Annotated in this window: 14 protein-coding genes and 2 tRNA genes; 8 read left to right on the forward strand and 8 right to left on the reverse strand. The window is 70.1% G+C overall.

Annotation, left to right across the window (positions count from 1 at the left end):
- The first annotated feature begins 46 nt into the window (after window positions 1–46).
- Entirely contained in the window at window positions 47–1165 is a 1119-nt protein-coding gene (locus ACYVF7_RS14530; protein WP_460339773.1) for a PP2C family protein-serine/threonine phosphatase, read from the forward strand.
- Window positions 1166–1221: 56 nt separating this feature from the next.
- A complete protein-coding gene (locus ACYVF7_RS14535) occupies window positions 1222–1698 on the forward strand; it encodes a GNAT family N-acetyltransferase (RefSeq protein ID WP_460339774.1) in 477 nt (158 codons plus the stop codon).
- A 90-nt stretch (window positions 1699–1788) separates the two neighbouring features.
- Here the strand turns inward: ACYVF7_RS14535 and ACYVF7_RS14540 are convergent, their stop codons facing one another.
- Window positions 1789–2178, reverse strand: coding sequence for a MerR family transcriptional regulator (locus ACYVF7_RS14540; protein ID WP_460339775.1), 390 nt, complete (start codon window positions 2176–2178; stop codon window positions 1789–1791).
- Between the two features lie 13 nt (window positions 2179–2191).
- Window positions 2192–3205, reverse strand: coding sequence for an MDR family NADP-dependent oxidoreductase (locus ACYVF7_RS14545; RefSeq protein ID WP_460339777.1), 1014 nt, complete (start codon window positions 3203–3205; stop codon window positions 2192–2194).
- A 126-nt stretch (window positions 3206–3331) separates the two neighbouring features.
- Between ACYVF7_RS14545 and ACYVF7_RS14550 the strand changes: the two genes are divergently transcribed.
- Window positions 3332–3634, forward strand: coding sequence for an ArsR/SmtB family transcription factor (locus ACYVF7_RS14550; RefSeq protein WP_460339779.1), 303 nt, complete (start codon window positions 3332–3334; stop codon window positions 3632–3634).
- A complete protein-coding gene (locus ACYVF7_RS14555) occupies window positions 3624–4151 on the forward strand; it encodes a YbaK/prolyl-tRNA synthetase associated domain-containing protein (RefSeq protein WP_460339781.1) in 528 nt (175 codons plus the stop codon). Before ACYVF7_RS14550 ends, ACYVF7_RS14555 begins: the two co-directional genes overlap by 11 nt.
- A 194-nt stretch (window positions 4152–4345) precedes the next feature.
- Here the strand turns inward: ACYVF7_RS14555 and ACYVF7_RS14560 are convergent, their stop codons facing one another.
- Window positions 4346–4621: a hypothetical protein gene (locus ACYVF7_RS14560; RefSeq protein WP_460339783.1), complete on the reverse strand. Its 276-nt coding sequence runs from the start codon at window positions 4619–4621 to the stop codon at window positions 4346–4348.
- 49 nt (window positions 4622–4670) lie between these two features.
- Here ACYVF7_RS14560 and ACYVF7_RS14565 point away from each other — a divergent pair, with 49 nt between their 5' ends.
- A complete protein-coding gene (locus ACYVF7_RS14565; RefSeq protein WP_460339785.1) occupies window positions 4671–5507 on the forward strand; it encodes a DUF3626 domain-containing protein in 837 nt (278 codons plus the stop codon).
- A gap of 94 nt (window positions 5508–5601) precedes the next feature.
- Here the strand turns inward: ACYVF7_RS14565 and ACYVF7_RS14570 are convergent, their stop codons facing one another.
- Both ACYVF7_RS14570 and ACYVF7_RS14575 read right to left on the reverse strand, forming a co-directional pair.
- A complete protein-coding gene (locus tag ACYVF7_RS14570) occupies window positions 5602–6960 on the reverse strand; it encodes an alpha-L-fucosidase (protein WP_460339787.1) in 1359 nt (452 codons plus the stop codon).
- A 107-nt stretch (window positions 6961–7067) separates the two neighbouring features.
- Window positions 7068–7400, reverse strand: a complete 333-nt coding sequence (locus tag ACYVF7_RS14575; protein ID WP_460339789.1) for a cupin domain-containing protein — start codon at window positions 7398–7400, stop codon at window positions 7068–7070.
- 70 nt (window positions 7401–7470) lie between these two features.
- Between ACYVF7_RS14575 and ACYVF7_RS14580 the strand changes: the two genes are divergently transcribed.
- Entirely contained in the window at window positions 7471–8421 is a 951-nt protein-coding gene (locus ACYVF7_RS14580; RefSeq protein ID WP_460339791.1) for a helix-turn-helix domain-containing protein, read from the forward strand.
- A 174-nt stretch (window positions 8422–8595) separates the two neighbouring features.
- Window positions 8596–8769 carry a hypothetical protein gene (locus tag ACYVF7_RS14585; RefSeq protein WP_460339793.1) on the forward strand — a complete coding sequence of 58 codons (174 nt, stop codon included), beginning with the start codon at window positions 8596–8598 and terminating at the stop codon, window positions 8767–8769.
- Window positions 8770–8894: 125 nt separating this feature from the next.
- Here ACYVF7_RS14585 and ACYVF7_RS14590 read toward each other — a convergent pair whose 3' ends face one another.
- The 3 genes from ACYVF7_RS14590 to ACYVF7_RS14600 all read right to left on the reverse strand — a co-directional run bounded on the left by ACYVF7_RS14590 (window position 8895) and on the right by ACYVF7_RS14600 (window position 10941).
- Window positions 8895–10052: a hypothetical protein gene (locus ACYVF7_RS14590; RefSeq protein WP_460339795.1), complete on the reverse strand. Its 1158-nt coding sequence runs from the start codon at window positions 10050–10052 to the stop codon at window positions 8895–8897.
- A gap of 208 nt (window positions 10053–10260) precedes the next feature.
- Window positions 10261–10334 (reverse strand) — tRNA-Gly (locus ACYVF7_RS14595).
- 121 nt (window positions 10335–10455) lie between these two features.
- Window positions 10456–10941: a hypothetical protein gene (locus tag ACYVF7_RS14600; protein WP_460339796.1), complete on the reverse strand. Its 486-nt coding sequence runs from the start codon at window positions 10939–10941 to the stop codon at window positions 10456–10458.
- 842 nt (window positions 10942–11783) lie between these two features.
- Here ACYVF7_RS14600 and ACYVF7_RS14605 point away from each other — a divergent pair.
- Window positions 11784–11857 (forward strand) — tRNA-Pro (locus ACYVF7_RS14605).
- The last annotated feature ends 12 nt before the right edge of the window (window positions 11858–11869 follow it).

The raw sequence follows: 11869 nt of genomic DNA on the forward strand, positions 1-11869 counted from the left end.
TGGCTCTGAGCGCGGACCAGGCGATGCTCGATACAGTGCCCGCATCATGCTTAGCCGCCTGGTCCAGCTCCTGCCGCTGAGGGTCCGTCGCTTCCTGCGCCGGATCCCCGTTCTCGTGCGGTTGTACCAGTGGCTTCAGCGCGGTCAGCTCATGCAGGACCGCAACGCCCTGATCGCCCTGGTCACCGTCACGGTGGTCATCGGGATCTCCGCGCCCGCGTCGCAGACCTGGTTCTCGCCCAGCGCGGTCGTCCTGACCGTGCTGGCCGGCGGTCTCATGCTGCGCGTCCGCAGCCTCGGCGTCCTTCTCGGCGTGGTCGCCGCCGCGCTGCTGTACGACGCGATCGCCATGGGGTTCTCGCGCGTCGGCCCGGGCGTCATCGCGACGATCATCGTCACGGCCGTCCTGGCGACGGTGCTGGCCCGCAGCCGTGAACAGCTCGGCGTGAAGGGGTTGCGCGGCGAGCAGATGCTGCTCGAGCTGCGCGACCGGCTCCGCCGCCACGGGGAGATGCCGAGTCTCCCGTCCGGCTGGGATTCGGCGGTGGTGCTGCTCCAGGCGGGCGGCTCGTCGTTCGGCGGTGACTTCTTCGTCTCGGTCTGCGACGAGCAGACGCTCGAGGTGGCGCTGGTGGACGTGTCCGGGAAGGGCGTCGACGCCGGCACCCGCGCGCTGATGCTGTCCGGCGCGTTCGGCGGGCTGCTCGGGTCGGTGGACTCGGAGCGGTTCCTGCCGGCCTGCAACGCCTACCTGCAGCGCCAGCGATGGGACGAGGGGTTCGTCACCGCCGTCCACCTCACCATCAATCTGGAGACCGGCGAGTACACCGTCGCGTCGGCCGGCCATCCGCCCGCCGTGCAGTTCAACGCGGGCAGCGGCACTTGGCGGGTCAGCTCCGCCAAGGGCGTCGTGCTCGGCGTCGTTCCCGAGATGAGCTCCGAACCCGAGCACGGCGTGCTCGGCCCGGGCGACGCGCTGCTGCTCTACACCGACGGCCTCGTCGAGGCGCCGGGACGCGACCTGGACGCCGGCATCGACCGGCTGCTCGGGGCCGTCGAGGGCCTCGTGCCCAGCGGCTTCAAAGAGGGGGCGACCGAGCTCGTCACCGAGATGGCCGCCGCCCGCGACGACGACTGCGCACTGGTCCTGATCTGGCGGAAGTGACGGCTCACAGGCCGTGTCGCCACGTCACCGCGCCCGGCACCTGGCAGGCTGCGAGTATGAGCACTGTCACACTGCAACCGGTCGATGAGAACCTGTTGCCGAGGCTGCTCGACCTGGCGGCCGTCGACACCGAGCCGCACGAGGTGATGCCGAGCCTCCCCGGAGCGCCGCGGTGGACGGACGCGCGCCGGGCCGCCTTCCGCGAATATCACCGGCCGGCGGACGGGGCGGCCTACGCGGTGCTGGTCGACGGGCAGCTCGTCGGCGCGGCGCGGATCATCCCCGCCGAGGCGCCCGGCGCCGTACAGGCGACCATCTGGCTGGGCCGCTCCGCTCGCGGGAAGGGCTACAGCACCGAAGCGTTCCGGCTGCTGATCGACGAGGCGCGGACCCACGGCGCGCACGCGATCATCGCGGAGACCCATGTCTCGAACGCCGCCGCCGTGGCGGCCCTCCGTACCCTCGGCGCCATGATCTGGGAGGACCCGGACACCGGATCGGTGCACGCCACCCTCCGCGTCGGCCAGGACTGAGGTCAGGGCTGCGCCGGTTCCGTCGTCCCCGCGTGCATCCGGGTCGCCGGGCGCTCGCGCGGCCGCGCTCCGCGTCGGGCAAGACTGAGGTCAGGGGCGCGCCGGTTCCGACGTCCCAGCCCCGATCCGGTCCGCCAGGCGCTCGCGCAGCCGCGTCAGCCGGGCGATCTCCGTATCGAGGGCGTCGAGCCGGCGCTGCGCGATCCCGAGGGGACGCGCGCAGGCTCCCGGCCCTCCGTACGGCGGGAGCGTGTCCCCCACGATCAGATCGAGGCGATCCCGGCAGTCACGTACGTCCGCGACGGTCAGCCCCACCGACAGCAGTTCGCGGATCACGCGGACCCGGGCCACGTCCCGCGGGCCGTACTCGCGCTGCCCGGTCGCGCTGCGCCGCGGCGGCGGCAGCAGGTCGTTCTGCTCGTAGAAGCGCAGTGCGCGGGGCGTCGTCCCCGCCGCTGCCGCCGCGTCGCCGATCCGCATTCGTCCTCCGCTCCTAAAGGGCCACCACGACGGTGCCCAGATGCCGCCCGGTCATTGTCTCGTGCAATGCCCGGGGTGCCTGCTCGATGCCCTCGACGCGGACGTACGGGAAGGCGATGGCGCCGGATCGCAGCCACCCGGCGAACCGGTCGATCCACTCCGGCTGCACCTCCGGGTCGCCCATAGCGCTGTACCCGCGCATCGTGATCTGCTTGAGGATCAGATGGTAGGAGTCCAGCTCCACAGGCGCCGTGGTGCCGGAGCCGTCCTTCGCCAGCTGCCCCGACAGCGCACCGACCAGCACGAACCTCGCACCCGTACGGGCCGCCGCGACCGCGGCGCGCAGGTCCTCGCCACCGACGTTGTCGAAGAGGACGTCGATGCCACCGGGCGCCGCCGCGGCCAGCTGCTCGGCCAGAGGCCCCTCCCCGCGGACGAGGGCCGCGTCGTAACCCAGCTCGGCGACCATCCGCTTAGCCTTCTCCGGCGACCCGGTGCTGCCGACCACCCGCTCGGCCCCCAGCAGCCGCGCGATCCGCCCGGCCAGCGACCCCACGGACCCGGCTCCGCCGGAGACGAACACGGTGTCGCCCGGCTCGACCTTCGCGCCCCGGGTCAGCGCGCCGTACGCGGTCCGTCCCTGCGCCAGATGCGCGACCGGATCGGGCAGCGCGTCGCCCAGAGGGGCGCAGTCCGCGGCGGCCAGGACGGCGTACTCGCGCCAGCCCAGCCAGTGGGAGACCAGGTCGCCGGGCCGCAGGCCGCTGCCGTCCGGGGCGGTGACGACCTCGCCGATCGCCGCCCCGAACAGCGTGTCCCCGGGCAGAATCGGCGGGAACGGCGTTCCCTCCACGCCGCCCCCGAGCAACGTCCGCAGCGCCGCGAACACAAGGAAGAACCGGTTCCGGACGAGCACCTCGCCGTCGCCGGGCACCGGCAGCGGCACCTCGACGACCTCGAAGTCCTCCGCCCGCGGCAGCCCGGACGGAACAGTCGCGAGGCGGACCTCACGGGACGTTTGTGTCATCAGACGCTCCTCGAACGAGTGGATGCGATAAGCCACAAGGCGCCGCGACGCTAACCCTTGACCCATACGTCAGAGGCAAGCCCGCTCGCTGTAGACAGGCAATTAGCTAATTGCCATACTTCCTTCGTGATCGACGTGGAACTGGTCAAGGCGCTGGCCAACGACAAGCGCCTGCTGATCCTGGAGTGGTTGCGGGACCCCGAGCGGCACTTCCCGGCGCAACGCGACGGCGACCTGGTGCGTGACGGCGTGTGTTCGCTGTTCATCGCCGAGAAGCTCGGAGTGAGCCAGCCGACCTGCGGCGGACACCTCAAGATCCTCAGCCAGGCCGGGCTGGTCCACGGCAAGAAGATCAAGCAGTGGGTGTTCTACCAACGCGACGAAGCCCGCATAGCGGAGGCGAAGGAGCTGTTGAGCGGTGACTGGTGACCTGCCGGCCGACGTCGCGGTGCCCGTACCGGCGCCGGACCTGTACGAGCGCCTGATCACGGATCTGGAGAGCGCCGGAGCGCGCTACCGGCTGATCGACCATGCGCCCGAAGGCCGCACCGACCTGGTCAGCGCCCTTCGCGGGCACGACGTCGCATCGGCCGCCAAGTGTCTGATCGTCATGGTCAAAATCGGCAAGAAGCAGACCCGCTACGCCCTGGCCGTGGTGCCCGGTGACGCCCGGCTGGACCTGCAGGCGGTCAGGGCACTCCTGGGCGGGACGTATGTGACCTTCGCGAGCAAGGACAAGGCGGAGGAACTGGCCGGCAGCGTGAGCGGGACCGTCCTTCCGTTCAGCTACAACCCCCGATTGGAGCTCATCGCGGATCCAGCGCTGATCGACGCGCCGGAGCTGTTCTTCAACGCCGCCCGCCTGGACCGCTCGATCGCCTTGGCCACCGACGACTACGTGCGGCTCGCCGCCCCTCGGCTGGCGCCCATCACCACGACATCGTGATCCGCCGTCCCGGCCGGCCCGCGACACCGCCCCATCGTCCCGGTCCGCAGCGCCGTAGTAATGATCGAAAAGCCGGCGTCAACGCCACCGGCGACCGTCCCCTGCTCCGGGCTCTGGTCCGATGGAGTCGGCGCTGAAGATTGATGACGTGAGCGGAGTCATCGTGCCAAGCCTGAATAGCCGCTTCCCGTTCCCTACCTGGTCGCTCCCTGCCCGGAGACGGTCCGCTGACGGTCGGCCTCGCGAGCGAGCACGGTGATCATGTCGTTGACCGCGGCGTCGCCGTGCCGCTGCTTGAGTCTGAGCAGGACGCCTTTGCGGCTGGCTTCGGCGAGCATGCCGGTGAGAGCGACGCAGGGGACCTCGCGACCGGCCGTGTAGTCCTCGTGAACGGCCTGGGCGACCTTCTGGAGATCCGCGTACGGCGCCGCTTCCAGGAGGACCATGCGCGATGCGTCTTTGAGATCCATACGCGGATCCTAGAGCGACGCCGTCGTCGGGGTCATGGATACTGCCGCCATGCCGCACCCCCGGGAGCGAGCCATCACCCACGTTACGTCGCTGGCGATCGGCGAGCCGGTAGATCCGCCGGTGCGGGTGACGTTGCACTTCCACCCTGACCGACTCGTGGCAGGGGTGCCGATCCTGGACCTTATGGCCCGTGACGGGTTGTACCGGTCGCAGTTCGAGACCGGGACCAGCAACGGGGGTCTGACGGCTCACCCTGGCGGTGATCGCTGGCGGTGGGAGAGCCGGATCTTCGCCGGGGCCTATGACGACGGGCCGGCGGCCGACCGGCCCAAGTACGGGTCGTTGAACTTCCGTCGACGCCTGGTCGGCGGCTCACCACGCTTCGGCTCGGCCTACCTGCGCCTGGCCGAGCACACTCTGGCCCGTACCACGTTCTGTTACCCGGACAGCTTCTTCCAGCCCCAGCACTTCGGCGTGGTGTCGAGACTGTCGACGCTGATCGCGTTGGCCGAGGCCGACGATAAGGACTTGCTGGACGACTACATCGAAGCCCACGTACACGGTGTGGTCGACTTCAGCCGGGACGCCGAAGCCCTGGTGCTCGACCCCTGCTATCGCGACACATCGATCGAGAAGGCGGCCCTGCGACTGCCCTGCCCGGTCGAGTGGCATGGCGGCTTCACCCTGACCACGGCGGAACTGCGCCGATATCCGGAGTACCGGGGCCCGGAGTTCGTAGACCTTGGTGCGTCTCTCGCCCAGGCTGGTCGTCTCGATCCACGAATCCTGGGCGACGCCTCTCGCACCGGCCGATATGACGAGCAAGCCCTCAAGCGTGTCTGGCATTGCGTGGCGAGATTCGGCAGCCCCGAGATGCACGCATAGCCATGTACCGCGGACGGATCGACGATCGAAGGCCCAGGTTCCGGAACCTGGGCCTTCCTGGTCGGAGCGGTGGTCGGTGACGTCGGCGTGAGGCTCAGCCCGGTGATGTCAGCGTGAAGCGGAGCGCGGCGGGGAGTGGTGCGTCGAGCCCGGGAGAAGCGACCCGTACGCCGTCCGAGGCGGCCGTGGCGCTGAGCGGGCCGCCGTCCAGGCGGGCCGCGGTGGCCGGGTCGAGCAGGCCCGGCCGGGTCTTGAGCAGCGCCTCGCCGCCCGGCGCGCCGGCGACGAACGCGTAGGCGTGCCGGTCGTCGCGGGTCCAGCGGATCCAGGGTGGGCCCTCTCCATCGGCGGTCTCGCCGCCGGGAACCGCGTCGCCGGGCTCCAGGGGCCTGGTCGCGTGGACGGCGGCGGCGTGGTGCGTCATCCAGGACGCGATGCCCTCCAGGACGGCGCGCTGCTCTGCCGGCAGGGTGCCGTCGGCCTTGGGGCCGACGTTGAGGAGCAGGTTGCCGCCGCGCGAGACCACGTCCACGAGCAGCCGCACCGCGCCCGCCGTGTCGAGCAGGTGTTCGGGGCCCTCGTTGCGGTTGTAGCCGAAGGACAGGCCGACGCCCCGGCAGTTCTCCCAGGCGGAGGCCGTCTCATTCTCGCGGCCCGCCTGGTACTCGCTGGTCAGGTAGTCGGCGTGGGTGCCGTCCCAGCGGTCGTTGACCACACCTTCCGGGACGGCGGCGTAGTAGTCGGCGAACAGGCCCGGCAGGTCGGCCATGCCCAGGTCAGGCCAGCCGATGTCGTTCCACAACACGTCCGGCCGGTAGCGGTCGATCAGGTCGCGCACCTGGCGCAGTGCGTAGGCGGCGTAGGCGGCCTCGTGGGGACGGCCGTAGTCGTCGATCAGGTCCTCGTGGCGGATCACGGCACGGCGTCCGGCGTACCAGTCGAGACCGCCGGAGTAGTACACGCCGAAGCGCAGTCCTCGGGCGCGTACGGCGTCCGCCAGGTCGGCGACCAGGTCGCGGCGCGGGCCGCGGTGGACGGTGTTGCGGGTGCGGGTGCGGGTGCCCGGCGCGTCCCACAGCGCGATGCCGTCGTGGTGCTTGGTGGTCGGCACGACGTAGCGGGCACCGGCGCGGGCGAACAGGTCCGCCCAGTCACCCGGGTCGAACGACTCGGCCCGCCACAGATCGAGGAAGTCGTCGTACGGGCGGCCCCCGTACACCGCGCGATGGTGCGCCCAGGCGGGGCTGCCCTCGATCTGGCTGGTGTTCCAGTACCACTCGGCGTACGGGTTGTGCGCGAACCACACCTCGGGATCGGTGGCGCCCAGCTCGCCGGTCGGCTCCGCCCAGGCGGGTACCGAGTATGCGCCCCAGTGGACGAAGACGCCGAACTTGGCATCGGTGAACCACGCCGGGACCGGCCGGCCGGTCAGGACGTGCGAGTCGTCGGTCATGGCACACCTCGGATGAGACATCGGACTACTTATCGGACACAACCCTAGAATCGGCCCACCTCACGACGCTATAGGGGACATACATCCGATCTCGGGCCTTCCGCGACCTAACCCTCCGGGTAGAAGAGGAACAGCGTGCAGCCGGTCGTCGTCTGCGGGACGTGCGAGGACCCTGCGGGCGCGTGGATGAAGGAGCCGGCGGGGTAGTCCCGCTCGCCGTCGTTGAAGACGCCGGAGACCACGAAGACCTCCTCAGGGCCGGGTTCGTGGACGTCGACGCCCTGCCAGCACGTGTTCGCGTCCATCTCCAGCACATAGGCCTTCGCGCCATTGTCGCCACTCCACAACGGGCGCAGGCGGATGCCCGGGAAGAGGTCGCGGACCGGGGCGTCCTGGACGGCGGACCACACACAGGCAGGCGCGTTCTGCTCTGTCGTCATGGGGTCAGCCTTGCGGTCGGCCGTTGCTCAGCCGAGTGTCAGGAAAGACATCATGCGTTACTTTCCTGCCATGCATCGCGTAGTGGCGCTCGTCCGCCCACCGCAATCGACCTTCGAACTCGCCTGCGCGGCCCAGGTGTTCGGGATCGAGCGGCCAGAACTGCCGACGCGGTACGCCTTCGGCGTGTGCGCGGAGCGCCCCGGCCCGGTCGCGACGCGCGCCGCGTACGACATGCTCGTGACCGACGGGCTGGACGCACTCGACCGAGCGGACACCGTGGTCGTCCCCGGCTGGCTGCCCACCGAGGAGCCCCCCTCACCCGCGGTCGTACGGGCGTTGGGCCGCGCGCATTCCCGCGGAGCGCGGATGGTCAGCATCTGCTCCGGCGCGTTCGCGCTGGCGCACGCCGGCCTGCTGGACGGACGACGGGCGACCACCCACTGGGCGCTGGCGGACGAGCTCGCCGCGCGCTTCCCGCACGTCCGGGTCGACTCGGACGTGCTGTACGTGGACGACGGTGACGTGGCCACCAGCGCGGGCGCGGGGGCCGGCATCGACCTGTGCATGCACCTGGTCCGCAGCGACCAGGGCGCCCGGTACGCCGCACATATCGTACGGACCATGGTCATGCCGCCCCACCGCGAGGGCGGGCAGCTGCAGTACTCGGCGCCGCCGCACCCCGCCCAGATCGACGGCACGCTCGCGCCGTTGTTGGAGTGGGTCACCGGGCGACTCGGCGAACCGGTGACCACCGAGAGCCTGGCCGCGTACGCGGGCGTCTCAACGCGTACCCTCGCCCGACGGTTCGCCGATCAGCTCGGCACCAGCCCGGGGAAGTGGCTGCTCGCCCAGCGGATCGCCACGGCCCGGGACCTGCTGGAGTCCTCCGACCTCCCCTTGGACGCCGTCGCCCGCCGCGTCGGGCTCTCCTCGGCCGCCAATCTCCGCAGGCGCTTCATCAACGCCCTGGGCACAACACCGGGCGCTTACCGCCGGGCGTTCCGAGCCGAGCCACGATGAAAGGCCGGGTCAGAAGCCGCGGACGCGGGTGAGGTGGATGCGGACCGGAATTGCGCCAAGTCGGGCCTGTGCCCGGCTCCACCGATGCGGCCTGGCCGAAGAACGCGGGCCGGGTCGTACGGGCGCCATCCGGCGGGTATGTCCCTGAACAGGGACTCTGTGAGGAGGCGTGACATGGCGCTGTTCGTGGCCCTCATCCTTGTCGCGGTCGCACTTGGTATCACCGGGTGGGTGGTGAAAGGCCTCTTCTTCCTGCTGATCATCGGGATCTTGGTCTTCCTTGCCGACTTGGTGTTCGGCGGAATCCGGATCGGCCGCCGCCACGGCGGCCCCCACGCCCAACACTGACTCGTTGGGCCCCGGCGAACGCGGACCGGTCAGGCCACCTCGTTCCCCTGTTCGGCCGCCCGAGCGGCCCGTCTTCGGGCCGCCTTGATCTGGCACGAACGCTCGAGAGGACTGGTTAGAGACCGCTAGGAGGCGGGCAGATCGGCGAGGATCGAGCGCAGGATCCTGGCGCGCCGCCGCTCGTCGGCGTCCTGCCAGGCGTGCCCACAAGCCGGGCAGCGCCAGTTCGGGTCATCGGGACGGACCTCGCAGCCTCGGTCGGAGGCCTCCACCAACCCCAGATCCAGCGCGCGCATCGTGGCCGATCCGGGGAAATGGAGCCCGCGGACCAGGGGCACCGGCACTTGGGCGCAGCGCGGACACGGCGGTGGTGACGGGGGCGGCGGAGGCGGAGGCAGCTTGCGGTGGGGGAGCATGAAGGCGTACGCGCGCTGCTTGGCACAGCCCCGGCACCTGCCGGTGAACAGGGAGACCAGGTGGTCGTCGGCTTCGCTGAGGTGATTGCTCCACCGGCTGCGGAACTCTCCGCACGCGCAGGTCCTGTGGGCGACGTCGGTGAGGGCGTCGATGTTGGAGTCGTGAGCCTTCTCGATCGGCGGCATCCGGAAGGCGTCGGGGCCGTCGGCGTCAGCGTCCGGGGCGTCGGCATCAGCGAAGCCGTAACGCCTCAGAAGATGCCACGGCGACGACTCGGTGATCTCCCCCGACAGACCGCATTCGATGCAGGCGCCCGGTCCGCCCTGGCCGCCGTGGCACCAGCAGCGCCCATAGCTGCCGGTTTCCGTGCTGCGGCCGGTGCCGTCACAGTCGAGGCAGGCTGCCCAACCGCGGCACTCGCGGCACAGCACCCCGTAGACCGTGCTGAGGGTGTGTCGGGGCTGCCGCAACTGCCGCCCAGTCGTGAACACCACTGGCGTCCAGCCGGTGAACGTCAGGACTCCAGGTCCGGCACCCGCATCGATGCTGGTCTTGAAGTCGTCTCGTCTGGCCTTCGCCCAGCCCGTGCCCGGCTCGCGCCCGTGCCGGGGCTCGTGAGCCTCCCACCCCGCCGCTCTGAAGGCGTCCACGACATCGTCGATGTCGGGAGAAGCCGGGCGGTCGTCCCCGCCAACAGCGACCAGGAAGAGAAAGCGATGACCGACCGGTTCGGGATCATGGAGGCGCACCGGGTCGGTCCACTGGCGGATCATCACCGGGCGGCGATCCGAGTAGAGCGTGGCACCGATCTCCAGCAGCGTGTTCCTCAGCCACACGGCCTCCTCGCAGTCGAACCCGACCTGCATGGCGCCACCTCGCCGTGCCAGGCGATACCCCTGGCCAGATATGTAGACATTCGTGTCTGAGTAAACGCTAGCTGATGCGGCTGGTGGAGCCCGCGCAGTCCTCGCCGGCGGCCTGATCTGGCACGCATCGGGCACGAACGCTCATCGGGGCCGGTGAGCAGTCGAAGGCCCAGGTCCCGGGATCCCGGATGACCTGGGCCTTCGTGGTTGGAGCGGGCGACGGGAATCGAACCCGCGTAGCCAGTTTGGAAGACTGGGGCTCTACCATTGAGCTACGCCCGCGTGCGCCGGAGAGGGGCGGACGAGCGCCCACCTCACAACGTCCCTCGCGTAGCGTACCGGTTCCCGAGACCCTCTTGTGCACGCATTCCGGGTGACCGTGTCCACGGTCCGGCGGCGGGTGTCAGCGTCGTTGCGTGTGCTTGCGGCGCCGTCGCCGGTCGCGGGCGGGTGGCCGGGTCGTGCCCTCGTCGGCGAACAGCTGGGCGAACTGCGCGGGCAGTCTCCGGAACAGCCGGGGCGTGCCGAGCGTCAGGACGTACCCCCAGAGGATCATCAGGTTGCGGCACCGGTCGTGCACCTCGGCGTCGCCGACGTTGACGATCGCCAGGACGAACAGGGTCAGCTCCCCGAGAAGGAGGAGCGCTCCCCAGCCGGCCAACCCGACCAGGCCCCAGATCGCGACGGACGCCGGCACGCGGAGGCCGGCGAGGCCCAGGCCCTCGTGTCGTGTCTCGGACAGCCACCATCCGGTCCCGCTCGCTCCGAAGACCGCGCCTGCGACGTACAGCACGCTGCGGGGCCGCCGGGGGCTCTGCCGGGCGTGCCGGTGACGCACGGGCGAGGGTGCGCCGTCTCCGCGCGGCGCCGGCGAAATTCTCTCATCCATGGTGGCCGCCGATGGTCGTACGCGGCCCGCCTGGGCCGGAAGCACCAAACCGCCGACCGGCCGGCCGCCGGTGGCGTACGGTAGGACGCGATGGCAAGCTGTGACCGCCGTGAGGCCTGCTCAATGGCGGCAGAACACGCGAAATAGCCATTTCAGAGACTCCCGCGAGCCTTGTCTGTTTCCCCAAACCGGCAGGTTCGATGGAGGAGGGGGCCGCCCGCGTCTACCGCCGGCTGCGCCAACAGTCCCCGGTCGGGAGATGGGGGCGGCCCTGATGCCTTTCTGTTGTACGGCGTCCGCGGACGCCGGTGACGTTCTTCGCCCGCCGTCGTCTCGGCGAGTGGAAACCCGCCGTGGCCGCCGACGAAAAAATGATCTAGAGCGTCCTCGGGACGCCGTTCTTCATTACTCCCGGTGACGTCCGAGAGGCGCTGAATCCCCGTCGGCGACGGGCCTCCGGGCCTCCCGAACGTGTGACATGTGCAATAGAGTAGCTGATCAGAGCCGCATTGCGGCCATGCATGACGCATTAATTGATCGCACTATTAATAAGATCACTTTTCGCACTGAGACGATTACTGACCGTGAATATCGGCTGGTCGCAATCCGGGCGAACCGTCTCAGTGGAGAGGTGGAGGCGTCACGGAAAGCCGCTAGGGCGCATTCCTGAATTAGCGCTATATCCGAATTAAGGGGATATTTTCCGGGTCGCTCGGCGCGTCGCGGCGCGCCACGCTCCCGGCGCGCTCCGGATCGAGCCCGGCGTGTTTCGCGGCCGTCACCGTACGTGAGAAGCGTCCGGCAGCCGGGAACGGCCGCTTTTCGGTACACTCGATGACTCACGGGCTGTAGCGCAGCTTGGTAGCGCACTGCGTTTGGGTCGCAGGGGTCGGGAGTTCGAATCTCCCCAGCCCGACATTCCGTTCGC

The sequence above is a fragment of the Actinoallomurus acanthiterrae genome, assembly GCF_054775715.1.

Bases quoted from the DNA above. Each gene is read 5' to 3' on its own strand.
- ACYVF7_RS14530 (WP_460339773.1), top strand. From the start codon at position 47: ATGCTTAGCCGCCTGGTCCAGCTCCTGCCGCTGAGGGTCCGTCGCTTC.
- ACYVF7_RS14535 (WP_460339774.1), top strand. From the start codon at position 1,222: ATGAGCACTGTCACACTGCAACCGGTCGATGAGAACCTGTTGCCGAGG.
- ACYVF7_RS14540 (WP_460339775.1), bottom strand. From the start codon at position 2,178: ATGCGGATCGGCGACGCGGCGGCAGCGGCGGGGACGACGCCCCGCGCA.
- ACYVF7_RS14545 (WP_460339777.1), bottom strand. From the start codon at position 3,205: ATGACACAAACGTCCCGTGAGGTCCGCCTCGCGACTGTTCCGTCCGGG.
- ACYVF7_RS14560 (WP_460339783.1), bottom strand. From the start codon at position 4,621: ATGGATCTCAAAGACGCATCGCGCATGGTCCTCCTGGAAGCGGCGCCG.
- ACYVF7_RS14565 (WP_460339785.1), top strand. From the start codon at position 4,671: ATGCCGCACCCCCGGGAGCGAGCCATCACCCACGTTACGTCGCTGGCG.
- ACYVF7_RS14570 (WP_460339787.1), bottom strand. From the start codon at position 6,960: ATGACCGACGACTCGCACGTCCTGACCGGCCGGCCGGTCCCGGCGTGG.
- ACYVF7_RS14575 (WP_460339789.1), bottom strand. From the start codon at position 7,400: ATGACGACAGAGCAGAACGCGCCTGCCTGTGTGTGGTCCGCCGTCCAG.
- ACYVF7_RS14580 (WP_460339791.1), top strand. From the start codon at position 7,471: ATGCATCGCGTAGTGGCGCTCGTCCGCCCACCGCAATCGACCTTCGAA.
- ACYVF7_RS14585 (WP_460339793.1), top strand. From the start codon at position 8,596: ATGGCGCTGTTCGTGGCCCTCATCCTTGTCGCGGTCGCACTTGGTATC.
- ACYVF7_RS14590 (WP_460339795.1), bottom strand. From the start codon at position 10,052: ATGCAGGTCGGGTTCGACTGCGAGGAGGCCGTGTGGCTGAGGAACACG.
- ACYVF7_RS14600 (WP_460339796.1), bottom strand. From the start codon at position 10,941: ATGGATGAGAGAATTTCGCCGGCGCCGCGCGGAGACGGCGCACCCTCG.